The sequence below is a fragment of the Pseudomonas sp. URMO17WK12:I6 genome (assembly GCF_003253625.1).
Lineage (GTDB): Bacteria > Pseudomonadota > Gammaproteobacteria > Pseudomonadales > Pseudomonadaceae > Aquipseudomonas.
In genome coordinates this window covers 72,687-96,077 of record NZ_QKYZ01000022.1, presented here as the reverse complement: position 1 = coordinate 96,077, position 23,391 = coordinate 72,687, and the positions used below count along the sequence as shown (strand labels likewise).

Annotated in this window: 19 protein-coding genes; 7 read left to right on the top strand and 12 right to left on the bottom strand. The window is 56.8% G+C overall.

What is annotated here, in order from left to right; genetic code table 11:
• On the top strand, positions 1-257 hold a 257-nt coding region (locus F475_RS27705; protein WP_146602946.1), incomplete at its 5' end, for a transposase.
• 140 nt (positions 258-397) lie between these two features.
• Here F475_RS27705 and F475_RS27700 read toward each other — a convergent pair.
• From F475_RS27700 to F475_RS27650, 11 genes are all read right to left on the bottom strand, one after another.
• On the bottom strand, positions 398-1,819 hold the full coding sequence (locus tag F475_RS27700; RefSeq protein WP_018926021.1) for an efflux transporter outer membrane subunit: 1,422 nt from the start codon (positions 1,817-1,819) through the stop codon (positions 398-400).
• On the bottom strand, positions 1,816-5,007 hold the full coding sequence (locus F475_RS27695; protein ID WP_111455249.1) for an efflux RND transporter permease subunit: 3,192 nt from the start codon (positions 5,005-5,007) through the stop codon (positions 1,816-1,818). Before F475_RS27695 ends, F475_RS27700 begins: the two co-directional genes overlap by 4 nt.
• Before the next feature lie 15 nt (positions 5,008-5,022).
• Positions 5,023-6,276 carry a multidrug efflux RND transporter periplasmic adaptor subunit MexE gene (gene mexE, locus F475_RS27690; protein ID WP_111455248.1) on the bottom strand — a complete coding sequence of 418 codons (1,254 nt, stop codon included), beginning with the start codon at positions 6,274-6,276 and terminating at the stop codon, positions 5,023-5,025.
• 311 nt (positions 6,277-6,587) lie between these two features.
• A complete protein-coding gene (locus F475_RS27685) occupies positions 6,588-7,292 on the bottom strand; it encodes a YafY family protein (RefSeq protein WP_111455247.1) in 705 nt (234 codons plus the stop codon).
• Between the two features lie 2 nt (positions 7,293-7,294).
• Complete coding sequence (locus F475_RS27680) at positions 7,295-8,227, bottom strand: NAD(P)-dependent alcohol dehydrogenase (RefSeq protein ID WP_111455246.1); 933 nt, start codon at positions 8,225-8,227, stop codon at positions 7,295-7,297.
• Between the two features lie 164 nt (positions 8,228-8,391).
• Positions 8,392-9,426 (bottom strand): Gfo/Idh/MocA family protein, encoded by a 1,035-nt coding sequence (locus F475_RS27675; protein WP_111455245.1) that lies wholly within the window; start codon positions 9,424-9,426, stop codon positions 8,392-8,394.
• 6 nt (positions 9,427-9,432) lie between these two features.
• A complete protein-coding gene (locus F475_RS27670) occupies positions 9,433-10,320 on the bottom strand; it encodes a shikimate dehydrogenase (protein WP_256597257.1) in 888 nt (295 codons plus the stop codon).
• 115 nt (positions 10,321-10,435) lie between these two features.
• Positions 10,436-11,869, bottom strand: a complete 1,434-nt coding sequence (locus tag F475_RS27665; RefSeq protein ID WP_111455244.1) for an MFS transporter — start codon at positions 11,867-11,869, stop codon at positions 10,436-10,438.
• Positions 11,870-12,199: 330 nt separating this feature from the next.
• Entirely contained in the window at positions 12,200-13,780 is a 1,581-nt protein-coding gene (locus F475_RS27660) for an aldehyde dehydrogenase (NADP(+)) (protein ID WP_111455243.1), read from the bottom strand.
• A gap of 60 nt (positions 13,781-13,840) precedes the next feature.
• Positions 13,841-15,388 (bottom strand): UxaA family hydrolase, encoded by a 1,548-nt coding sequence (locus F475_RS27655; RefSeq protein WP_111455242.1) that lies wholly within the window; start codon positions 15,386-15,388, stop codon positions 13,841-13,843.
• A 123-nt stretch (positions 15,389-15,511) separates the two neighbouring features.
• Positions 15,512-16,498 carry a LysR family transcriptional regulator gene (locus F475_RS27650; RefSeq protein ID WP_111455241.1) on the bottom strand — a complete coding sequence of 329 codons (987 nt, stop codon included), beginning with the start codon at positions 16,496-16,498 and terminating at the stop codon, positions 15,512-15,514.
• Positions 16,499-16,618: 120 nt separating this feature from the next.
• Between F475_RS27650 and F475_RS27645 the strand changes: the two genes are divergently transcribed.
• The 6 genes from F475_RS27645 (at position 16,619) to F475_RS27620 (ending at position 22,887) form a co-directional block, all read left to right on the top strand.
• On the top strand, positions 16,619-17,797 hold the full coding sequence (locus F475_RS27645) for a fumarylacetoacetate hydrolase family protein (protein ID WP_111455240.1): 1,179 nt from the start codon (positions 16,619-16,621) through the stop codon (positions 17,795-17,797).
• Between the two features lie 290 nt (positions 17,798-18,087).
• Positions 18,088-18,894, top strand: coding sequence for an IclR family transcriptional regulator (locus F475_RS27640; protein ID WP_111455239.1), 807 nt, complete (start codon positions 18,088-18,090; stop codon positions 18,892-18,894).
• Complete coding sequence (locus F475_RS27635; RefSeq protein WP_111455238.1) at positions 18,891-19,691, top strand: 2-keto-4-pentenoate hydratase; 801 nt, start codon at positions 18,891-18,893, stop codon at positions 19,689-19,691. Before F475_RS27640 ends, F475_RS27635 begins: the two co-directional genes overlap by 4 nt.
• 3 nt (positions 19,692-19,694) lie before the next feature.
• The gene (locus tag F475_RS27630) at positions 19,695-20,588 is read left to right on the top strand and encodes a fumarylacetoacetate hydrolase family protein (protein ID WP_111455237.1); all 894 of its coding nucleotides are present in this window, start codon (positions 19,695-19,697) and stop codon (positions 20,586-20,588) included.
• A 21-nt stretch (positions 20,589-20,609) separates the two neighbouring features.
• Complete coding sequence (locus F475_RS27625) at positions 20,610-21,305, top strand: DUF4286 family protein (RefSeq protein WP_111455236.1); 696 nt, start codon at positions 20,610-20,612, stop codon at positions 21,303-21,305.
• 286 nt (positions 21,306-21,591) lie between these two features.
• Positions 21,592-22,887: an OprD family porin gene (locus F475_RS27620; RefSeq protein ID WP_111455235.1), complete on the top strand. Its 1,296-nt coding sequence runs from the start codon at positions 21,592-21,594 to the stop codon at positions 22,885-22,887.
• A 105-nt stretch (positions 22,888-22,992) separates the two neighbouring features.
• Here F475_RS27620 and F475_RS27615 read toward each other — a convergent pair whose 3' ends face one another.
• Entirely contained in the window at positions 22,993-23,382 is a 390-nt protein-coding gene (locus tag F475_RS27615) for a helix-turn-helix domain-containing protein (RefSeq protein ID WP_019579030.1), read from the bottom strand.
• Positions 23,383-23,391 lie beyond the last annotated feature (9 nt).

Here is a 23,391-nt window from a genome sequence, read left to right as displayed (position 1 = left end):
ATTTACGGGTTTCACAGTCGGGACAGAAGGACGGTCGTCGCAGTCTGACAAAACGAGGTGATCCGGAGGCGCGCCGACTTTTGCACAATGCAGCCATGTCGGCCAGCCGAACAGCAGCCTGGAAAGGTTTTTATGAAGAGCAACGAGCTAAAGGGTTCAGCACCACTCAGGCACTGGTGATTCTGGCCCGTAAACTTGCTCGGGTCGTATTCGCGCTACTGAAGGGGCAGAGCGAATACCAGCCGAAAGCAAGTTGAGGGTTTCCCCTCAACCATAGAATCTCCCACAGGGATATGCGTTGAATTAAAGACCGACAAAAAAAAGCCCCGCGACCGAATGAGGCGCGGGGCAAAGAATTTGGTTGGGTTGCGGCCAACCAAAGGGGCACGTTAAAGCATTACTTGCTGGCGACCGTCTCTGGCTGCCAGCCGCCGCCGAGGGCTTTGTAGATCGCGACGATGCCGCGATACAAATCGACTTCGGCCTGGGCCTGGGTGTCTTCGGCTGCAAGACGCTCACGCTGAGCATCGAGCAGGACGAGGAAGTCCACGGTGCCTTCGCGGTAGCGAATTTCGGCGAGGTCCGCAGCGGCGCGGCTTGATTCGCTTTGACGAATCAGCGAAATCAGGCGCTGCTGGCGTTTGCCGTAATCACTGAAGGCGTTCTCCGATTCTTCCAGTGCCAGCAATACGTGCTGCTCATAGGTCGCCAGGGCGCCCTCGGCTTCAGCATCGGCGCCGCGCAAACGGGCCCGCACGCTGCCCAGGTCGAACGCCGCCCAGGTAATGCTCGGGCCCAGTGCCCAGGCATTGGCCGCCGACGAGCCGATTTGTGAACCGCGCCCGGCAGTCCAGCCAAGAAAACCGCTGAGGCTCACCCGAGGGAACAAGTCAGCCTTGGCCACGCCGATACGCGCAGTGGCAGCCGCCAGTTTGCGTTCGGCGCTGCGGATGTCCGGACGACGTTGCAGCAGTTCACCCGGGTCGCCGATGGGCAGGGCCTTGGCGATCGCCGGCAAGTCTTTTGGACTCAGGTCGACGGTCAGTTTGTCCGGACGTTCACCCAGCAGGGTGGCGATGCGGTTGCGCTGACGAACCTGTTCGGCTTGCAGTTGCGGCACGCTGGCTTCGACAGACGCCAGGCGCGCATCGGCACGAACCACGTCCAGCTGATCGCCAACACCGGCGTCACGCAGGCTTTCGGTGATCTTGCGTGACTCCTGCTGATTGTTCAGGTTGGCCAGCGCGATTTTTTCTCGCAGTTGCGCGCCGCGCAGTTGGCCATAGGCGTCCACCAGTTCGGCAATCATGGTGACTTGCAGTTGGTAAAGATCGGCTTCGGCCGCTTGCTGTTCAGCGTCGCTGGATTCCAGGTTGCGCTGGATGCGACCGAACAGGTCCAGTTCCCAGGCCATGTCCAGGCCCAGGTCATAGCGTTCGCTGTTGACCCGTTTGGTGGTCTGACCCGGAATCTGCCCTTTGCCCAGATCGCTGCTCGCGCGGCTGGTGATGGTCGGCATGGCGTCATTGCTGGCGTCATCGCGAATCGCTCGGGCCGCTTTCCAGCGGGCAAAAGCCACACGCAAATCACGGTTGCCCTGCAAGGATTGCTTCACCAACTGGTTGAGGGTCGGATCGTCGAATTGCTGCCACCAGATGCCTTCGAAACGGGCGCGGTCAAAGTTCTTCTGACCGGCGCTGCCATCGTTGGCGGCCGTGATGTTGGCCGCCTCGGTGGCTGGGGTTTTATAGTCCGGGCCGACGGCACAGGCGCTCAGCGCCAGTACCAGCAGGCTCGGCAGGAAGGCTTTCAGGCTCATTGTTGCGCCTCCAGTTGCTTTTCCAATTTCAGTGCCTTGGCCGCTTTGCGTTGCTCACCGCGCTCCACAAAGTTGCGAATCAGTACGTAGAACACCGGCGTCAGCAACAGACCGAAGAAGGTCACCCCGAGCATCCCGGAGAACACCGCCACACCCATGGCATGACGCATTTCGGCACCCGCACCGCTGGAGAAAACCAGTGGCACAACACCCATGATGAACGCGAAGGAGGTCATCAGGATCGGCCGCAGACGCAGACGGCAAGCTTCCAGTACCGCTGCCAGCGGGCCGAGGCCTTCTTCCTGTTTATCCTTGGCAAACTCGACGATCAGAATCGCGTTCTTACAGGCCAGTCCCACCAGTACGATCAAGCCGATCTGGGTAAAGATGTTGTTGTCGCCGCCCGAGGCAATCACCCCGGTAATGGCCGACAGCAGAGTCATCGGTACGATCAGGATCACCGCCAGTGGCAGGCTCCAGCTTTCGTATTGAGCCGCGAGCACCAGGAACGCCAGCAGTACGCAGAGCGGGAACACGAACAGCGCAGTGTTGCCGGACAGAATCTGCTGGTAGGTCAGGTCGGTCCACTCGTAGGTCATGCCGTTCGGAAGTTCATCCTTGAGCAGTTTCTCGATGGCTTTCTCGGCCTGGCCGGAGCTGTAGCCTGGGGCTGCCGCACCGTTGATTTCAGCGGTGATGAAGCCGTTGTAGTGCATCACGCGGTCTGGCCCGGAGGTGTCGCTGACCTTGATGAAGGTCGCCAGCGGGATCATCTCGCCACGGTTGTTACGCACTTTCAGCTGACCGATCTGATCCGATTCGAGGCGGAACTGTTGCTCGGCCTGAACGTTGACCTGATAGGTGCGACCGAAGCGGTTGAAGTCGTTGGCATACAACGAACCCAAGTAGATCTGCAGGGTGTCGAAGATGTCGCTGACGGCCACGCCGTGGGTCTTGGCTTTTTCCCGGTCGATGGCGGCATCGACCTGCGGCACGTTCACGGTGTAACTGGTGAACAGACCGGCCAGTTCCGGCACGCTGCGGCTCTTGGCGATGATGTTCATGGTTTCTTTGTACAGCTCGTCATAGCCCAGGTTGCCCCGGTCTTCGATCTGCAGGCGGAAACCACCAATGGTCCCCAGGCCTTGTACCGGCGGTGGCGGGAAGATCGCCATGTAGGCTTCCTGAATCCCGGCGTACTGGCCGTTCAACGCACCGGCAATCGCACCGGCGGACATGCTCGGGTCTTTACGCTCGTCGAAAGGCTTCAGGGTGACGAACACGATGCCGGCGTTAGGACTGTTGGTAAAACCGTTGATCGATAGGCCAGGGAAGGCCACCGCGCTTTCCACGCCAGGCTGTTTCAGGGCCAGGTCGGACATGCGCTTGATCACATCTTCGGTACGGTCCAGGCTCGCGGCATCCGGCAGTTGCGCGAAGGCCACCAGGTATTGCTTGTCCTGGCCAGGTACGAAACCGGTCGGGGTGTTGGAGAAACCGAAGAAGGTCAGCACCATCAAGCCGGCGTACAGCAGCAGGGCGATACCGCTGCTGCGGATAACCCGGCCCACGGTGCCGACATAGCCATGGCTGGCACGATCGAAGAAACGGTTGAACGGACGGAACAACCAGCCACCGAAGATCTTGTCCAGAACCTTGGAGAAACGGTCCTTCGGCGCGTCATGACTTTTGAGCAACACGGCGGCCAGTGCTGGCGACAAGGTCAGCGAGTTGAAGGCCGAGATCACAGTCGAAATCGCAATCGTCAGGGCGAATTGTTTGTAGAACTGACCGGTCAAGCCGGAGATGAACGCGGCCGGGATGAACACCGCACACAGCACCAGCGCCGTCGCGATGATCGGGCCGGTCACTTCACGCATCGCACGCTTGGTGGCTTCCACGGGGGTTAACCCGAGCCCGATGTTTCGCTCGACGTTCTCCACCACCACGATCGCATCGTCGACCACGATACCGATGGCCAATACCAGTCCGAACAGCGATAGGGCGTTCAGCGAGAAGCCGAACAGGTGCATCACGGCAAACGTACCGATCAGCGAAACCGGCACCGCCACCAACGGGATGATCGAGGCGCGCCAGGTTTGCAGGAACAGGATCACCACCAGCACAACCAGGATCAGTGCTTCGAAGAGGGTGTGAACCACCGCCTCGATGGAACCGCGCACGAAGATCGTCGGGTCATAGACGATGCTGAAGTCCATGCCTTCCGGGAAGTTCTTCTTCAGCTCGGCCATTTTCGCCCGAACGTCGTTGGAGATCTGGATCGCGTTGGAGCCTGGGCGCTGGAAGATCGGGATCGCCACCGCCGGTTGGTTGTTCAGCAAGGAGCGCAGGGCGTATTGGCTGGAGCCAAGCTCGACGCGAGCAATGTCTTTCAGGCGAGTGATTTCACCATTTTCGCCAGAGCGAATGATGATGTTCTCGAACTCTTCCTCGGACACCAGACGGCCTTGGGTGTTGACCGACAGCTGGAATGCCGTGGCATTCGGTGCAGGCGGAGCACCCAGGGCACCGGCCGCCACTTGACGGTTCTGTTCACGAATCGCGGTGACCACATCGGTGGCGGTCAGGTTGCGCGAAGCGGTCTTGTTCGGATCGAGCCATACCCGCAACGAGTAGTCGCCCATACCGAACAGCTGCACATCACCGACACCGCCCAGACGCGCCAGCTCATCCTTGATGTTGAGCAAGGCGTAGTTGGACAGGTAGAGCATGTCGTAGCGTTTGTCCGGCGAGGTCAAGTGCACAACCATGGTCAGGTCGGGCGATGCCTTGTCGACGGTGATACCGATGCGCGTCACTTCCTCGGGAAGCTTGGGCTCGGACCGGGTCACGCGGTTCTGCACCTGCACCTGCGCGTTGTCCAGGTCGGTGCCCAGGGCGAAGGTGATGGTCAGGGTGATCTTGCCGTCAGCGGTGGATTGCGAGGACATGTACAGCATGTTCTCGACGCCGGTGATGGCTTGCTCCAGAGGAGCGGCCACGGTTTCACCGATGACTTTAGGGTTGGCGCCGGGGAAGTTGGCACGGACCACCACGGTTGGTGGCACCACTTCCGGGTATTCGCTGATCGGCAACTGGAACAGCGAGATAGCACCGGCGATCAGGATCAGCAGCGACAGTACCGCTGCGAAGATCGGCCGTGAAATGAAGAATTGGGAGAAATTCATCGGAGTAATTGCCCCTTAACCGCGTGGAGTCGCAGCAGCCAGTTTCACAACCGTACCCGGCGCGACCTTGGCAGGTGCGACTTGGGGCAGGTTGCTGGCTTCCAGCGCTTGTCGTTGTTGAGCAAGGGCCGCGAGGGTTTCCTTGCTGGCCATCGGGATCACTTCAGGGCTGACCGGCGAACCAGGGCGAACCCGTTGCAAACCCTTGACGATGATGGTGTCGTCTTTGTTCAGGCCGCTGCGCACGATGCGCAAACCTTCGATTTTCGGACCCAGCTCGACGGGGCGATAAGCCGTTTTGTTGTCGGCATCCATCACCAGCACGAACTTTTTACCCAGGTCGGTACCGACCGCTTCGTCGTTGATCAACACCGCGGAGTAGGTGCCGCTGCCCACCAGTTTCAGGCGTGCATAAAGACCCGGGGTGTAGCTGCCGTCTCTGTTGTCGAACACCGCACGACCGCGGATGGTGCCGGTCTTCGGGTTGACTTGGTTGTCGACGAAGTTCATCTGGCCCTGGTGCGGGTTGCCGTCTTCATTGGACAGGCCCATGTAAACCGGGGTAGTGGCGCCGCGTTGACCCTGGCGGGCGAGCTGGTTGTACTTGAGGAACACACGCTCGTCGGCGTCGAAGTAGGCGTAAACCTTGTCGGTGGACACTACGCTGGTCAGCGCGGTGGTGTCGGCGGTCACCAGGTTGCCGGCGGTGATTTCCGCACGGCTGACACGACCGCTGATTGGGGACGTCACGCGGGTGAAGCTCAGGTTCAGTTTGGCCAGGTCCAGTTGCGCCTGGAGTGCACCGACGGCGGCGCGAGCCTCTTGAGCGGCACTGGTGCGCGAGTCGGCGAGTTCGGCGGAAATCGCGTTGCTGGTGCGCAGGCGCTCACCGCGCTGGGCTTCGTTTTCACTGCGGGTAGCCGTGGCGCGAGCTTGCGCCACCAGGGCCTCGAGGCGGCGGACCTCAGCCTGGAACGGACGCGGGTCGATCTGGAACAACAGATCGCCTTTCTTGACCAATGCGCCTTCGGTGAAGGTTACGTCATCGATCTGGCCGGAGACCCGTGGACGAATCTCTACCGTTTCCGGCGCTTCCAGGCGCCCGGTGAATTCGTCCCACTCGTTGACCGGTTGCTCCAGCACCTTGGCCACGCTGACTTTGGCCGCGGGCATGGTGGCGGCAGCGTCCGGAGTCTTGCCGCAGGCGCTCATCACCATCACGGCCAACAGGGCCAAGGGGAAGCGCAAATGTTTGAGTGACTGTTCCATGGATGCATCCGCCAATGTATTGAGATGGGCGGATAATGCTTGGCGGGGCGGTATCAAACGAATCGAACGAGGCAAAGGTAACTATCATTCGGAATGATATAAGCCAGAAGCAAGCCCTCTAGCATGCACCTTTCGTTAGCGGGCTATCAAATGAAATGATGACAATTGTGTGTTGCGGGGAATGCAAAGGTTTGGCTTGAAACCGTGTAGTGGCCTTCGCTGAGGATGGATGGGACCCCGCGCCCCGGGAATTTTTGCGAACTGTTTGTTTTCGTCACACGAAGCTGCAACCAACGTATGCTCGACTCCGTTCAGCAAGTCTCGCCGCGGCTGTTACAAGGCAGGATTTCCTGAGCTCGCCATTCCTTAATCAGCCCGCGACGATTGCGAGAGTAGCGTTCGACAAGCACCTCAGCGTGTGCGACGTCATCCAGGTCTATCACCCGGAACTTGCTGTCAGCCTCGCACCATGCCGCCAGGGAACGCTTGGATTCGATAAACCCCAGCATGATCGGCCAGATAATTTGCTCATCAACAGGCGCATGAGCAATCGATAGCGTGATACGCAACTTGCATTGGTCGCGCAGTGCACGGCGGATTTCGCTTAAGTCGATCGGTGTGGAAAGAGTGGCGGGCCTACTTACGTAGAATGTCTCATCGTCGAAGGCCGGACGCAATTCCAAAGGCAAGACGGCGTTAATCTTGGCCAATGCGTTATTAACAGCGAAGGCAAACTTGTCGTCCATCTGACGACTGATCCATTGGGCGCCGGCTACAAGCGCTTGTATTTCTTCTTCTGTAAATGAGAGAGGGGGAAGAAGAAATCCAGGCTTGAGAACGTAGCCCAAACCAGGTTCACCCTCGATGTCGGCCCCCATACCCTGCAGTGTCAGTACATCGCGACGTATGGTGCGAAGTGACACCCCCAACTCCTGGGCGAGTGTCCGTCCCGATACCGTTCTGCGATGTCGACGGAGAACTTGCATCAGTTCAAACAATCGGTCACTTCTGGACATTCCTACTCCATTTCGATGACGCCTTTACCGCCGAGCTTTCGACCTTTTTCGAGTTCCCCGATCAGTTGAATAGCGTCGCTTAGGGAAACGGTTTTTCCTATCGGGATCCTGAAGCTTCCCTCACTGGCCGCTTTGGCAAGCTTATCCAGAATTTCAGCGCGCGGTGATCCGATGATTGGTTTGAGTCTGCGATCAAAAATAGCTCGAATAAACTTGCCAGGGCCTGGGTTCAGATCCAGAAACACGCCTCCCGCTCGCAACATCCCAATGCCTGTCGAAACCGGTAGCGTCGCCGCAGTGTCGTAAACCAAATCGAATCGTGTGGCGATACTCGATACCTGCGTGTTCCGATAATCATAGACGGTCTGCACCCCCAGCGACTTTGCTCGCTGGATGTCCTTGGCGCTGCAACTGCCCGAGACGACAGCGCCATGTATCAGCGCTATTTGTACGGCTGCTTCGCCGACGGCACCGGCACAACCGTTTACAAAAACGTGCTGGCCGGCTTGCAGCTTCGCTTTGTCGATTAGTCCGTTCCAAGCGGTTATACCGGGCGTGCCCAGACACGCGGAATCCTCGAATGAAACATCATCGGGCTTATGCGCTAGAAATGCTTCTTTTGTGATGACGGCTTCGCCAAACGCGCCGCTTTCTTTGAATCGGGCCAGACCGAAAACCGCATCGCCCACCTTCAGCCGCTTGACGCCTGGGCCGACCGATAAAACTGTGCCGGAAAAATCCATACCCATTGCTCGAGGTAATGTCCTCCCGGTGACGATCTTCATCTGTCCACTGCGCAGCTTCCAGTCAATCGGATTGATCGCAGCAAACTTGACCCTTACCGCTACCTCACCTTCACTTGGGGGGAGCAGGTCAAAGTCATCGACCCGCATGACCTCCGGCCCGCCGTACCTGTTGTACTGAATGCGTTTCATCATGCGTCTCCAAACTCCAACTAACGATTGAGGTAGTCACGGAGACGACTCTATAGCGCTATGTGGACAGTTTTTGTCACCATTCGATCGCTGTACAAGGCGTGTACTCATCGAGACAAATCATGGATGAAGTTCTTCAATGCCGGGCGGGCCATTACAGTTTGTCATCCCACGCAACGCTGCTGTGGAGTCGGCGTAAGTGTCAAAAGCGTACCTCCTTGCCGAGCTGAATCGTAGGCAGCGTCCATGACCTGCATGATTGCCTCGGCGTCGCGTAATGATGCAATTGGCTTGGCCCCGTTACGGCACTCAGCAAGCACTTGTTTGACGAACAGTGGGTAATAGACGTCTGTGTCCAGTTGTAGTCGGCGGCTTCGAGTGCCGGCCGCAAGGTTCTGTCGATCCCTTATTTCGATTCGGTCGGGACCGGATTTGGCATACATGTGATCAGATGAAAGGGTGAAGGAGAACTCGCGTTGCTCGTCGGCGGTGCTGGGAAAACTGTATCCTGTTTCCACAACACCGATCACGCCATCCTCAGTCTGCAGGGTCAATACCGAATAGTCTTCGACGGCACCCCGATGCGTGAGTGAATTCATAACGGCTGAGACTCGCGAGACCTCCTTACCGGTCAATAGTCTGAAGAGATCTATGAAATGCGTAGCCACGTTGATCGTGGATCCGCCTCCTGAAAAAGCGGGATCGATGGCCCAGCCTGAGCCTGCAGTTTCATAACGAGCGGGTGGACCTACGATGAAACGGAAAGACATGTAGTTGAAGTCCGCAGGCAAGCGTCCCTCAGTATCTTGCAGTGCGCCAAGCAGTTCACTCATGCGGAAGATCAGCGGTACAGCACAGTAGAGATTGGCTTGCTCGGCTAGCTCACGTAGCCGTGTGACCTGTGCCATGTTGATGCCGCAGGGCTTTTCCAGGGCAAAGGGAATGTTTCGTGCAATCACGGCCTCTGCCAGCGACGGCATTTCCGAATGCCTGCCGAACACGAAAGCAAAATCGACCTCCTCGCGCTCAAGCAACTCATAGGATGAGCTATACAACGCGCATTTGAATCGCTCGGCAATTGCTTCACCCTTCACGTGCTCCGAATCCGATACGGCCACCACTTGGACCCCGTTGGTCTCAAGAGCATTCAGATACAGCGGGACATGCCAATGGCTGACCTCCAGTAACGCAACTTTCATGTGTACTCACTCCTGGCGCGGTGCTGTTACGTTATCGGGGTGGTAATCGAACCCAAGGAAGCGTAGTGCAAGCAACGCCTGACCTTTGTGCATGGGGCCCCCGTCCTGGGTGCGACAACTTCTTTTACGCGCAGCATCGCAAAGCGGTGTCGATTCCGGCGAGTTGATGATATCCACGACGAGGGTGCCGGGTTCGAGTCGCTCGGGATCCACAGGCATAGGATCATTTTTGTTCATGCCAAGCGGCGTAGCATTGATCACGATTTCATAGCCATGTGGGTCGGGTGGGCCAGAAAGCGTGATGCAACCTGTTTCGGCAGCAACGGCTTTCGCCAGATCCTCGGCTCGGTGTTCGTCGACATCGGAGATAGTGAGCGATCGAGCTCCCGCCGATGCGACGGCAAATGCGATCGCTCTGCCTGCGCCCCCAGCTCCGACCAAAAGAACGTTCTTGTTCGCTGGATGATAGCCTTCCCATTGCATGCCAAGAACACAGCCGAGGCCATCGAATACGGCACCGACCCAGCGTCCGTCTGTCTCGCAACGAATGACGTTGATTGCACCCACTTGACGAGCAGTCGGATGAAGTTCGTCGACAAGAGCCAGCATCCTTTGTTTATGAGGCATGGTGACCAGGATGCCGGCGAGATTGTTCAATGCTCTGGCATCGACCACGAACGAGGACAGGTCATCGGCCTTGACCTCCAATGGAATACAAACCGCGTCTGCCTGTTGTTCTATAAAGAGTCGGTTGAATAGTTGCGGAGACTTGGCAGCCGCCAGCGGATGGCCGACCAATCCATAAAGCCGAGTTGTTCCTGTGATATGTGAGGCCATGGTTGCCTGATATTTGATGTTGACGGGAAGAGGAGCGCTGGCTGGCTTCTTGGGCATGCACAGCGTCGATGGCTATGCATTGGCAAGTGCCGACCGCATGATGCTGCTCTGCCCATCGGGCCTGTGGGTCGCGAAAACCTAATGGTCGCACCAGTGTCATCGTCGAAGGTCGTTACGAACGCAGTTGGCTAGCCAGGTCATCCGGGACGGCTGTCTGAGCTGTGCCCCGCATCGCTTCGGCCCGCATACGATCGTATTCTTCTTTGGCAATAGGCACTGCGTTGCGCTTGCCGAGATCTTCAAGGCGAATCCGGTATGTTTCGCGTGTAGTGAACGCCGCGATCGCAGCGATAACACAGATACCTAATGTAAGAGAGCCGATTCTTAGCGGGATATTGTCAGAGCCGGGGGGCGCAACAGTGACGAAGATTGCCGGGAGAAACGCAGTCATCGCGGTCCCTATGTTCTGTCCGATGGCCATGCCGGTCACGCGCACCCGCGTACGGAACAATTCGGGAAAGAGGCTCGGAAATACACCGTTGAAACCCTGGTAGGCGACGCCCCACATGAGTACGGAGAGAACCAGTGAAAGCCACAGGTTATGGATGCTGATAGCGTACAGATACGCGTAAGAGAGCAGTCCCGCGCAGAGAACGCCAATAATGACTGGGGGCCTGCGGCCGATCTTGTCTGAGAGGTTACCGACGAAGGGGATCAGGATTACCGCACACATGTTGCCCAGCAGAGGAATCCACAAATAGACGCCTGCAGGGAAACCGATTCCATAGGCCGGTTGAACCGCATAGGTAGCGCCGAATACCGAGGCGACAATGGCGATCACCGCAGCAAGTGCCATGCAGATCACACGCAAGAGATCACCCCAGCTCTGCCGGATGACTTCGACAACTGGCAGGACAGTAGCTTCGCCTTGCGTTTTTTGTTTGGCAAATACAGGTGTTTCGTCGACCTGGCGGCGAATGATATATCCCAGGATGACTACGATGACGCTGAGCAGGAACGGAATCCGCCAACCCCAGGAAGAGAACTGATCCGCAGGCATAAAATGAGCGAGAGGCAAGAAGACTGCTGCCGCGAGCAATTGCCCGGCCTGAACTCCTTGGAGGGTAAAGCTCGCGAAGTAACCACGGCGGCCGGACGGGGCGTGTTCGAGAATCATGGAACTGGCGCAGGAGATCTCCCCGGCCACCGCAAAACCCTGAATCAGGCGCAACGTCACAAGCAGCACCGGCGCCCAGATCCCGATCTGCTGGTACGTTGGCAGAAGTCCGATACACATCGTCGAGAAGCCCATCAGGAACATGCAGTAAACCAGAACCGTTTTACGGCCGTGGCGATCACCCAAATGCCCTAGGACAACAGCGCCTATCGGCCGGGCGATATAGCCCACACCAAAGCTGGCCAGAGAGGCAATGATGCCGACCGCAGGGTTATCAGATGGAAAAAAGAGCTGTGGAAACAGCAAGGCCGCCGCGGTCGCATAGATAAAGAAGTCGTAATACTCCAGTGCTGAGCCGATCCAACCGCTAGCTGCGGCTTTCTTTGACTGGCCTTTGGAATGAGCGTCGATCGGTATGCTCTGATTCATAACGTGTCTCCGGTTTCTCAATTGTTGTTATTGTAACTGCGTTCCATCAGTAATTCTGTTACCAGAATCTCCGCCTTGTCAAGGGAGTCGTTCCTTGCTCGATCAAGGCGTGACGCTGGTTATTTGTGAGGTGCTGAATTCGTACGTCTGACATTGTCGCCAAGCCGAGCGAGCACGCTAAAGCCCGCTCGTGCAATTGAGCGAATAGGCTGTAAGAGGATGAACAGGCTCCGACGCGTCAAACGCTCAGCACTGTTGCTTCATACAAAAGGCAATGAGGCCAACGACAGGTTCTAACGTCGTAGTACGCCGTCTTGCCCGTTTGCCAACCTACAAGCTATCTCGCGAGAGATGACCGTCGACGAGCCTCGAAATGTTCAACGGATTCGCGTTCTTGAGAGCATCGGGAAGCAATGCATCGGGGTAGTTTTGGAAGCAGACGGGTCTCAGGAAGCGGTCGATGGCCAAAGTGCCGACCGAGGTGCCCCGACTATCGGAAGTCGCAGGATAAGGGCCGCCGTGGACCATTGAATCGCAGACCTCGACACCGGTTGGGTAGCCATTGATGAGGATGCGACCAACCTTCATCTCCAACAAAGCAGTCAACTCTACGAATTGCGTAAGGTCTTCTGGCTCACCAATCAAGGTAGCGGTCAATTGTCCGTGAAGGGCATTGATGGCAGCGTTGAGTTGCGCCTGGTCAGTGACCTCGATGAAGATCGACGTGGGGCCAAAGATTTCTTCTTGAAGGACCTTGTCGCCTTTCAGCAGCAACTCTACGTCGGCTTTGAACAATTGTGGCTGCGCCTGGTGACCCTGTTGGTTACTGCCAGCCAGGTGCACGATGCCGGGGTGCGCGTGCAGGTTCTGCAATCCAGCCGCATAGCTGCGCAGGGTGCCTGCGTTGAGCATTGTTTGTGCCGGTTGGTCGTTTATTAACGCCGCCACTCTATTCTGAAAGGCACTGAATGCATCCGAGCGAATGCCAACCACCAGTCCGGGATTGGTGCAAAACTGCCCGCAACCTTGAACCACCGAGGCGGCAAGATCGTGAGCGATACTGTCGGCCCGACGCGAGAGGGCATGGGGCAGGATCACGACCGGGTTGATGCTCGACATCTCAGCGAAGACTGGAATGGGCTCGGGGCGAGCAGCGGCCATATCGCACAATGCTCGACCGCCTTTGAGCGAGCCGGTAAAACCAACACCCTTGATGAGCGGGTGTTTTACCAAGGCTTCGCCTACGCCACTGCCATAAATCATGTTGAAGACACCGTCAGGCATGCCACTGCGCTCGGCCGCCCGGATAATTGCGTTGGCGACCTGTTCTGCAGTCGCCATGTGGCCGCTGTGGGCTTTGAATATCACCGGACAACCCGCCGCGAGCGCGGAGGCGGTATCGCCGCCGGCCGTGGAGAAGGCCAACGGAAAATTACTGGCACCAAATACAGCAACCGGACCGATGGCGGTGCGGTACTGGCGAAGGTCAGGGCGCGGTAACGGTTTGCGAAGTGGTAACGCTTGGTCGATGCGAGCGCCATAGAAATCACCGCGCCGCAGTACGTTTGCAAACAGGCGCATTTGACCGCTGGTACGTGCGCGTTCGCCCTGGATGCGAGCTACAGGCAATGCTGTTTCACGGCAAACCAGGGCAATAAACTCATCGTCCAAAGCCTCTAGCTCTTCAGCAATAGCATCGAGAAACTCAGCCCGTTTGCTCGCGCTCAGGATGCGGTAGCTGGAAAAAGCGTTGTAGGCTGCATGGGCAGCATCCTCGATTTCTTGCGAGGTCGCCTGGTGGAAGGCATAGGGTAGGGTTTCCCCCGTGCTGGCATCCACACTCTTGACGATGATAGTGCCGGCGGCGCTGCGCTGACCGCCGATAAAATTCTGGCCGGTGATGAGGGACATCGTTGTCTCCAGGTTGAATGTGCAAGAGATAGCTGGGCAAGGCATTCCCAGGACTGAAAATCAGGTGACGGCGCCGATCTGCCAAGGCACGAACTCATTTTGTCCGTATCCGTGTTGTTCGCTCATGCTGCGCTCGCCCGAGGCAATGCGCAGCATGGTTTCAAAGATTGCTGCACCGCACGCCTCGATGGTCAAAGTGTCTTCGGCAATTTCGCCGCAGTTGATGTCCATGTCTTCTCGCTGACGAGCCCACAAGGCGCTATTAGTCGCCAGCTTGATTGATGGGGCAGGGGCACAGCCATAGGCCGATCCGCGCCCGGTGGTAAACGCAATCAGGTTGGCACCACCGGCGACTTGGCCGGTTGCGGAGACGGGGTCATAGCCAGGGGTGTCCATGAAAACCAGCCCGTTGGCAGTGACGGCCTGGGCATATTCGTAGACATCCATCAGGTTGCTCGAGCCAGCCTTTGCCACAGCGCCCAGCGACTTTTCCAGAATGGTGGTCAAGCCACCTGCCTTATTGCCGGCAGAGGGGTTATTGTTTAATTCGGCCCCCATACGCTCGCAGTAGCGTTCCCACCAATGAATTCGAGCGATCAGTTTTTCGCCGACCTCACGGCTGACAGCCCGTCGTGTCAGCAAGTGTTCGGCACCGTATATTTCAGGGGTTTCAGAAAGAATCGCGGTACCGCCGCAGGCGACCAGGCGATCCACCGCATTGCCCAGTGCAGGGTTGGCGGTAATGCCGGAATAGCCATCCGAGCCACCGCACTGCAGCCCAACCGTCAGGTGGCGAGCGCTAACCGGTTCGCGCCGAATCTGATTGGCCTCGCCAAGTAATTGCTTCACGTGATCAATGCCACTGGCGATGGCCTTGGACGTACCGCCACTGTCCTGGATGTTGAACGTGCGCAGGGTATTACTACGGGTCAGTCCTTGCGTCGTGAGTAATGAGTCGATTTGGTTCGTCTCGCAGCCCAACCCGATCACCAGCACGGCGGCAAAGTTGGCGTGGGTTGCATATCCGGCCAATGTCCGGCGCAACATGCTCAAACCGTCGCCCGCAGGGTCAACGGCGCAGCCGGCGGAATGCGTCAGAGCAACAACACCGTCGACGTTTGGATACGCTTGCAGTGCGGCGGGATTGATGTCCCGACGAAAATGGTCTGCGATGGCCCGGGCGACTGTGGCAGAGCAATTCACTGATGTAAGAATGCCGATGTAGTTGCGCGTCGCGACGCGTCCATCCGGGCGCACGATACCCATGAACGACGGGGCTTCACTTGGCTTGACGTTGGGTTTCGCATCGACGCTGAAAGCATAATCTCGTGTGAATTCCCCCATGGCCAGGTTATGCACATGGACATGCTCGCCTGCTTCTATGTCGACAACCGCAAAACCAATGATTTGCCCATAGCGCCTTACCGGTTGACCGGCTTCGATACGCCGGGAGGCCACTTTATGGCCCGCCACAATCGCTTGCCGGACAGTCACGCCTTCCTGCTCTAGGATTTCGCCAGCGAGTAGCGGTCGGCGTGCGATGAGCACATCGTCCAGCGGGTTCAAACGCAGCACAGCTGCTGCGCCGGTTTTCATGATCAGTTCCATCGCATCCTCACGGGCTGCTGGGTGGTGCGCGGTCGCTAATAGCGCCGCACTTTTGTGCTGGCACTATAGGATTCATAGAGATGGCTGCCTAATGAGAGCTTTCGATTGCTCGATAACTTTGCCTCATCGACTTTTTCTGAGTTGGCTGCTTTGCTTCTCCTCTGTAGCCGTTTGCCGCTGTCTGGCGAACGATAATAAGGTCGCAATAAACCTCCGCGTCGGCTCTGAGAGGGGTTCATCCTTGCGAGTGATAACCCCGTAATCCTGAGATTCAACTTTGAAGGGCGTGTTGAGGATTTGAAGCTGCCCATTTTGCAATTGCGACTGGACCATGGACTCGGGGAGCATCGCGAGCATTGGCCCAGACTGCAGCAACTGCAGGAAGGTTTGCATCGAAATGGTCTCAACGGTGTTGGTTGGCGGGGCGATCTTGAACAGTGTGAACGCGCGCTCCATGCGTTGTCGGATCGGCGTATTAAAGGGATACATGACCCATGGCCATTCGCTGAGTGCTTCGGTGGGGACTTCCTTCAGTCGGCACAGAGGGTGTGTGCTGTTCACGACAAGACAAAAGGGTTCAGGTCCCAGCGACGTAAATTCGAAAGGCTGACAATTCTCGTCCGTGAAGCGCGCGATGATTAAATCGAGTTTTTTCTGTTCGAGCATTTCCAGCAAGTGGTTGCTGGTTTGTTCGATTACCTCAATAGAAAGGAGGGGGCGCTCACGCTTTATGCTGGCGATCGCTTCCGGCAGCACCACTGATGTTGCGGCGAAAATGGTGCCGATTTTTAAATGGCCATGCCCGCCTTTACGCAGCTTGTTGACTTGGTCGACGAACGACTCCGTGTCTTCCAAGGTAATACGCGCATAACGGGCTACGAACTCTCCTAGTTCAGTAAGCACCAGGCTGCGGGTTTGACGTTCAAACAGTGGGAAACCCAGGAGTACTTCCAGATCGCGAAGCAATTTACTGATGGCCGGTTGGGTAACATTCATCTGTTCTGCGGTCGTGTGCATATTGCGGGTCTTGGCCAGGCTATTGACCAGTACCAAATGTTTGATCTTCAGCCATCGGGTAACACTGCCAAAAGTAATTTGATCGTTTTCCATCGGATAAGGCCTTGTCTGTCGATAACAAAACAGCATTGATCGGTGAGATTCTTTCATTGGGATTTACGGGGGAGGTCCATTACTTTTACGGCTCTGATGGCTGACTGATCTGGAAGCTCTATGTCGAATCTGAAACTGACGCGCGAAAACACCCTGCCAGTGGATGGCTTGGCCGGAACACTGATCGGCCGTGCCTGGATCCCGGGTGCGGTTGCAGGCCCCTCGCCAGTGGTGCTGCGCGATGACGGTGTGTTTGATCTTTCTGAAGTCTTTTCGACAATGAGCGAACTGTTGGAACACACCTCGCCGTTGTTGGCGGTTCGTCAGGCGTCTGGCAGGTACGTCGGGACTGTCGAGGAATTGCTTGGAAACACTGGCAGCCATGCCGATCCCGGCAAGGCATCGCTGTTGCCCCCAGCAGATTTGCAAGTCATCAAGGCAGCCGGGGTGACGTTCGCTTCCAGCATGATTGAGCGGGTAATCGAGGAGCAGGCCCGAGGCGATGCTGCAAAAGCGGAAAGTGTTCGCCGCTTGGTGCAAGAAGCCATCGGCGATAACTTGCGGGCAATCAAGCCGGGCTCGCCAGCAGCGATGCGCCTTAAGGCTGTGCTGATCAAGCAAGGCATGTGGTCGCAATACCTGGAGGTCGGTATCGGCCCGGACGCGGAGATTTTCACGAAGGCACCGGTTCTGGCCGCCGTGGGCAGTGGCAGCGAAATCGGCATCCATCACAAGTCTGAATGGAACAACCCAGAGCCGGAAATTGTGCTGGCGGTGAACAGCCGAGGCCAAGTGCATGGCGTCACCTTGGGCAATGACGTCAATTTGCGTGATTTCGAAGGCCGCAGCGCACTGCTGCTGAGCAAGGCCAAGGACAACAATGCGTCCTGTGCGATCGGCCCATTTATTCGTCTGTTCGATGAAACGTTTACCCTCGACGACGTGCGCAACTGCGTCGTGGATTTGCAGGTTCAGGGCGACGACGGCTTCATCCTTGAAGGCAGCAGTTCCATGGCGTTGATCAGCCGTGATCCGTTGGATCTCGTGGCCCAGACGGTCGGCGGTGATCACCAATACCCTGATGGCTTCATGCTTTTTCTCGGAACCTTGTTTGCGCCTACCCAGGATCGTGAGGCACCGGGAAGCGGCTTTACGCATAAGCAGGGTGATGAGGTCAGCATTGGGAGCCCGTTGCTGGGCACGTTGCGCAACACAGTCACCTACAGCCATGAGGCTGCACCCTGGACTTTCGGCTTGCGAGCGATGATGCACAATCTTGCTGCCCGCGGGCTGCTGTAGGTAAGGCAGGTGGGTGAGCTGCATTGGGTGTTCTCCCGCAACGATTGAACAAACACGGGTGCACGTCTATTGATAAAGAGCCGAATCCGAAGGGTCCGGTTTTTTATATCCGCCAGGCGTCTCCCACCTTCTGGAGACCCGGTTGCATGGCTAGCCCTGTCTCGATAAGGCGAACCAGGTACAAGCAGGTTTGACTTATCGGGTGACGCCTGCATACTATTGGAACGTCGTTCCAGTACGAACAATGTTGCTCACATTCACCTCATTGTCAAAGATAAGTCGAGAAAAATATGAGAGTCGTCAAAGGTGCTGTTGACCGTTGCCTGGAGGTTATTGAGCTGCTGGCACGTGAAGCTCGCTGGATGCGGATGTCCGATATCGCAGCCGAGCTGAGCTTGGAAAAGGGGCCTGCTCATCGAGTGCTTGCTCAGTTAGTCGAGCAAGGGTGGGCAGAACAGGATGAAGCCACCTCGCAATACCGCTTGACGCTGAAGCTGGCGCTGTTGGGGCAGCGCTATTTGCATGGAATTGGTTTGCCTGAGTTGGTCCAGCCGATCCTTGAGCAAGTGGCTGTTCAGTGCCAAGAGTTGGTGCGCCTGACGGTGGTCAACGAGGGCACCTTGTCTTGGCTGTCTTCGGCCCAAGGCGCCGCGCCAGGGCTTATGTATTCGCCAGCCATGGATAAGCCGATCAATCTCTACGCCACCGCCAATGGCAAAGCCTGGCTGGCCTCAATGCCGGATGAACTGGCCATTGAGCATGCGCTGCGTAGCGGCCTGGGGAAAACTGATGCCGGGATGGGGCAGGGGCCGAAAGCGATCAGCAGCATCGAAGGCTTGTTGGCCGAGCTGGCGCTGACCCGCAAGCGCGGGTATGGCTTGGTCATTGAAGAAGCCGAGGCGGGTGTCTGGGCGATCGCCGTACCGGTCAAGCTGGTTCCATCTGGCACTGTGGTTGGCACGATGAGTATCGCCGGCCCGGTCTTGCGCATGCAGCCTGAACGTTATGACCAATTGCATGCTCTGCTCGAAGATGCAGCCAACAAGCTGGGTACGGTTTGGCCGCGCCAGAACAGTGTGCATACGGAGAACGTATGAGCCAGCTCGCACCTGCATGGACCGAGGCGGGGTCAGGGTTGGAAGTCGCCGCTGCCGCTCTGGTCCGTGCACGGCTAGAGGGTGTTCGGCTGGCATCCTTGCCAGGCCCGAACCTGCCAGGCAGCCTCGCACAAGGTTTTGCCATTCAGCAGCATGTGGGGCCATTGGCTGGAAAAACCGTGGGGGGGTGGAAGTGTGCGTTACCCCCGGCTGGCAAGTGGATCGTTGCCCCGATCTACAGCGACAGCATCATAAAAGGCGAACGTTACCGACTGGCCGCCGACGCCGATAAGGCGCGCATCGAGCCTGAACTGGCGTCCGTCCTGGCCCATGATTTGCCGGCTCGTGTTGAGCCTTATACAACTGAAGAGATCGTTGCTGCGATCAGCGACGTGCACTTGGCATTGGAAGTGATCGATTGCCGTTACACCGATCCACACACACTGCCGTTCGAGCAATTACTCGCGGACGGTTTATTCAATCACGGCCTGGTATTCGGGGCGCCAATCACGCTGTCGAACCCTGCCAGCATTCCCTCTGAACTGGATATCACCCTGAGCGATGCAACGGCAGAGCTTGTGAATATCAAGGGCCGCCATCCGGACGGGAATCCGTTGTTGCCGATCGTATGGCTGGCCAATTTTCTGTCTACACAAGGGATAGGGCTGCAAGCAGGGCAGGTGATTATCACCGGGTCCTATGCAGGTGTTCTCGATGTGCCCGTCAACCAGCCACTGCATGTTCAGTTCGGCGAAGCCGGCTCATTGTCTGTCCATTTCTCAACGCTGGAGGAGTAACAAATGCGCTTAGTTCGTTTTGGTTTGCCGGGGCAGGAACAGCCGGGAGTTTTGGATTCGCAAGGAATCGTTCGAGACCTCTCGGGCATTGTCGATGACATCGATGCGTCGGCTCTGAGCCCTGCAGTGCTTGAAAAACTGCGTGCTGTTGACGTTGAAAAGCTGCCAGTGGTGGCGCCTGGCACACGTCTTGGTCCATGCGTAGGCAACGTACCGAACCTGATTTGCATCGGTCTGAACTACTCCGATCACGCGGCTGAAACGGATACACCTATCCCGAGCCAGCCGGTGGTCTTCAACAAACACACCGCGTCCATCAGCGGCCCCAATGACCCGGTCATTTTACCAACGGGGGCTCAGAAGCTTGATTGGGAAGTCGAACTGGCCATCGTCATCGGTACGCCCGCCTGGCAGATTGATGAGTCGCAGGCTTTGGATCACATCGCCGGTTATTGCCTGGCCAATGATGTTTCCGAGCGGGCTTATCAGCTGGAGTACGAAGGTCAGTGGACCAAGGGGAAAAGCGGTTTTTCTTTCGCACCACTGGGACCTTGGCTGGTCACCCGTGACGAAATTGCCGACCCGCAGGCCATTGACCTCTGGCTCGACGTGAACGGCAAACGTCTCCAGACCGGCAATACCCGTACGATGATTTTCAGCGTTGCACATATTGTCGCGTACCTCAGTCGCTTCATGCCGCTAATGCCGGGTGACGTCATCATTACCGGTACTCCACCAGGTGTAGGGCTCGGGCAGAAACCACCGGTTTTTCTCAAGGCGGGTGACACCATGCGTGTCGGTGGCCAAGGGCTGGGTGAGCAATTTCAGACCGTGGTTCCTTACGTTGCTGAAATGGGCGCTGCATGGGTCGCCGGTCGCCATCCCAATGTTGACTGACTATCGCTAGAGGAAAACGCTATGAGCTTTGCAGGAACAGGTGTAGTCGCGATTTGGCATGATCTTTTGCCCGAAGCGCGGGACGAGTTCTATGAGTGGCATAACCGAGAACATATGCCTGAGCGGGCCGGAATTCCGGGCTTTTTACGGGGGCGCCGATACATCGCTCTGGATGCAGGTCCGACCTATTTCAACCTCTATGAGGCTGACACTGTGCAGGTGTTGGGCGGGCAGGATTATTTATCGCGTCTCAACAGTCCGACGGCTTGGACAAAGCAGTCGGTGCAGTCATATCGCAACGTCGCGCGATCCATCTGCGAGGTTACTTACACCAGCGGTGTAGGGCAGGGCGCGTATTTGTTAACGGTCCGTTTCGATGTTGTCGAAGGCCAGCATAAATCGGTGTCAGACGCATTGCGCCAACGCGTGCTTCCTCCTCTTGCTGATAAACAAGGTATTACGGGCGTGCATTTGTGTGTAGCTGATGAGGCCGTGAGCAGAGTTGAAACCGCAGAGAAAAAGGCCCGCGCCGAAGGGACCCAAATACCGGCCTGGATCGTCATGATCGAAGGTTGTGCACCTGACTACGTTCGTGTCGCCGGCGAGTCTTTTGTGGCCGAGCTAAAACGGCTGTTGGAGGGGCAATTGACGGGACCAGAAACCACGCTTTATCAATTGGAATACACACGTTGCAAAACGCCGGGGAGTGCGGGTTGATCGCCGAGCGTTCGAGTACGTTTTAACTTTCAGTCGTTGTTCTTACGCAATTCCCCACGAGCGTGCCATTACCGGCATTGAGTCAGGCTCGCGTCTGCGCACGCTCGGGTTTTGCTCAAGGTGATATTAAACAATTATCAAGTTGCTCAATAACGGACTATTACAAGACAGATAAGGGATTCCCGCAGTTGCTCGGTAATTAGCTCTTCGAGCTGCCTGTGACTAAGTTGACTCGCGAGCTGAAAATCGCAACAAAAACAATAATAACTCATTGTGAGAAAACATCATGCGCTACCCTATTATTTCCCGCAGCGTGCCCGCACATCACTCTCTGATCAGTCTGACTCTTGCGGTTTGCGCGGGTTCGTCAGCGGCTGTTCAAGCCGATCAAAATAGCGGTTTTGTCGATGGCGCTACCGCAACTCTCAATTTGCGCAACGCTTATATCAATCGCAACTTCATCAATCCTGCCTATCCCAACAGCGCCGCACCACAGAACAAAGCCGAGGAGTGGACACAGAGCTTCATCCTTGACGCTCGCTCTGGTTATACCGCTGGGCCGATAGGATTCGGTGTTGATGTATTGGGTCTTTATTCTCAAAAGCTTGATGGTGGCAAAGGCACCGGCGGTACCCAACTGTTGCCGATCCACGATGACGGCCGCCCCGCCGAAAACTTTGGGCGTCTGGGCGTGGCGCTGAAAGCCAAGCTGTCGAAGACTGAATTGAAGGTGGGTGAATGGATGCCCGTGTTGCCGATCCTGCGCTCTGACGATGGTCGTTCTCTGCCACAGACGTTTCGTGGCGGTCAGGTGACCTCCAACGAGATCGCCGGCCTGACACTCTATGGCGGCCAATTTCGCAGCAACAGCCCACGCAACGACGCGAGCATGGAAGACATGTTCATGAACGGCAAAGCCGCGTTCACCTCCGACCGCTTCAACTTCGGCGGCGGCGAATACACCTTCAACGACAAGCGCACCCAGGTCGGTCTGTGGTACGCCGAATTGACCGATATCTACCAGCAACAATACATCAACCTCACCCATAGCCAGCCCGTGGGCGACTGGATCCTGGGGGCTAATCTCGGTTTCTTCAACGGCAAGGAAGATGGCAGAGCCCTGGCTGGCGACCTCGACAACAAAACCACCTTCGCCCTGCTCTCGGCCAAATACGGCGGCAACACCTTTTACGTGGGCTTGCAAAAACTCACCGGAGACAGCGCGTGGATGCGGGTCAACGGCACCAGTGGCGGAACTTTGGCCAACGATAGCTATAACTCCAGTTTTGATAACGCTCAGGAGCGCTCATGGCAGGTACGACATGACTTTAACTTTGCTGTGCTCGGAGTCCCGGGACTGACATTAATGAACCGATATATCAGTGGTGATAATGTCCATACAGGTTCGATAACAGATGGTAAGGAATGGGGCCGAGAATCGGAATTGGCCTACGTTGTGCAGTCCGGCGCGCTGAAAAATCTCAGCGTTAGATGGCGCAATTCGAGTGTTCGCAGGGATTTCAGCACCAATGAGTTTGATGAAAACCGGATTTTTATTAATTATCCCATATCGTTATTGTGACGAGTATTTCGCTCGCCCAATACCTGGCAGCGTGACTTCTGCGATCGCTTGAACAGTAATAACTTCATCAGGCGGTTGCAGATAAACCCAGCGTCAATTAGGCACTTAATGTGGCGTTGGTAGGTTTGCCTCCGCGGCCTCGTCAAACTTCGACCGGGCCGCTTCAACTTCAGGCAATTTGTCGAGCGTCCATTTATGCAATTCGCGAAATGGCTGCTGCAGTGTTCGACCAAGTGGGGTGATCTCATACTGCACTGCCACAGGCGAGAACGAAATGATTTGGCGCGAGACGAGACCATTTCGTTCCAACCGTCGCAGGCACTGTGTCAGTGCCTTCTGAGTGACGCCCTCCAGGCGGCGCCTGATGGCATTAAAGCGATGCGGCCCGTCATCAAGTACCGCCAGAACCATCATCGACCACTTGTCTGCGATTTGGTCGAACAGCGCCCGGCTTGGGCACTCCGACGAAAAACATTGCGGCTTTAATTCCAGCATCGAAGTTTC

What these genes read in the sequence shown, in the direction of transcription:
- F475_RS27625 (WP_111455236.1), top strand. Translation starts at nt 20,610, where the DNA reads ATGAGCTTTGCAGGAACAGGTGTAGTCGCGATTTGGCATGATCTTTTG.
- F475_RS27660 (WP_111455243.1), bottom strand. Translation starts at nt 13,780, where the DNA reads ATGTCCCTCATCACCGGCCAGAATTTTATCGGCGGTCAGCGCAGCGCC.
- F475_RS27615 (WP_019579030.1), bottom strand. Translation starts at nt 23,382, where the DNA reads ATGCTGGAATTAAAGCCGCAATGTTTTTCGTCGGAGTGCCCAAGCCGG.
- F475_RS27700 (WP_018926021.1), bottom strand. Translation starts at nt 1,819, where the DNA reads ATGAGCCTGAAAGCCTTCCTGCCGAGCCTGCTGGTACTGGCGCTGAGC.
- F475_RS27635 (WP_111455238.1), top strand. Translation starts at nt 18,891, where the DNA reads ATGAGCCAGCTCGCACCTGCATGGACCGAGGCGGGGTCAGGGTTGGAA.
- F475_RS27675 (WP_111455245.1), bottom strand. Translation starts at nt 9,426, where the DNA reads ATGAAAGTTGCGTTACTGGAGGTCAGCCATTGGCATGTCCCGCTGTAT.
- F475_RS27680 (WP_111455246.1), bottom strand. Translation starts at nt 8,227, where the DNA reads ATGAAACGCATTCAGTACAACAGGTACGGCGGGCCGGAGGTCATGCGG.
- F475_RS27645 (WP_111455240.1), top strand. Translation starts at nt 16,619, where the DNA reads ATGTCGAATCTGAAACTGACGCGCGAAAACACCCTGCCAGTGGATGGC.
- F475_RS27630 (WP_111455237.1), top strand. Translation starts at nt 19,695, where the DNA reads ATGCGCTTAGTTCGTTTTGGTTTGCCGGGGCAGGAACAGCCGGGAGTT.
- F475_RS27620 (WP_111455235.1), top strand. Translation starts at nt 21,592, where the DNA reads ATGCGCTACCCTATTATTTCCCGCAGCGTGCCCGCACATCACTCTCTG.
- F475_RS27655 (WP_111455242.1), bottom strand. Translation starts at nt 15,388, where the DNA reads ATGGAACTGATCATGAAAACCGGCGCAGCAGCTGTGCTGCGTTTGAAC.
- F475_RS27695 (WP_111455249.1), bottom strand. Translation starts at nt 5,007, where the DNA reads ATGAATTTCTCCCAATTCTTCATTTCACGGCCGATCTTCGCAGCGGTA.
- mexE (WP_111455248.1), bottom strand. Translation starts at nt 6,276, where the DNA reads ATGGAACAGTCACTCAAACATTTGCGCTTCCCCTTGGCCCTGTTGGCC.
- F475_RS27640 (WP_111455239.1), top strand. Translation starts at nt 18,088, where the DNA reads ATGAGAGTCGTCAAAGGTGCTGTTGACCGTTGCCTGGAGGTTATTGAG.
- F475_RS27650 (WP_111455241.1), bottom strand. Translation starts at nt 16,498, where the DNA reads ATGGAAAACGATCAAATTACTTTTGGCAGTGTTACCCGATGGCTGAAG.
- F475_RS27665 (WP_111455244.1), bottom strand. Translation starts at nt 11,869, where the DNA reads ATGAATCAGAGCATACCGATCGACGCTCATTCCAAAGGCCAGTCAAAG.
- F475_RS27685 (WP_111455247.1), bottom strand. Translation starts at nt 7,292, where the DNA reads ATGTCCAGAAGTGACCGATTGTTTGAACTGATGCAAGTTCTCCGTCGA.
- F475_RS27670 (WP_256597257.1), bottom strand. Translation starts at nt 10,320, where the DNA reads ATGCCCAAGAAGCCAGCCAGCGCTCCTCTTCCCGTCAACATCAAATAT.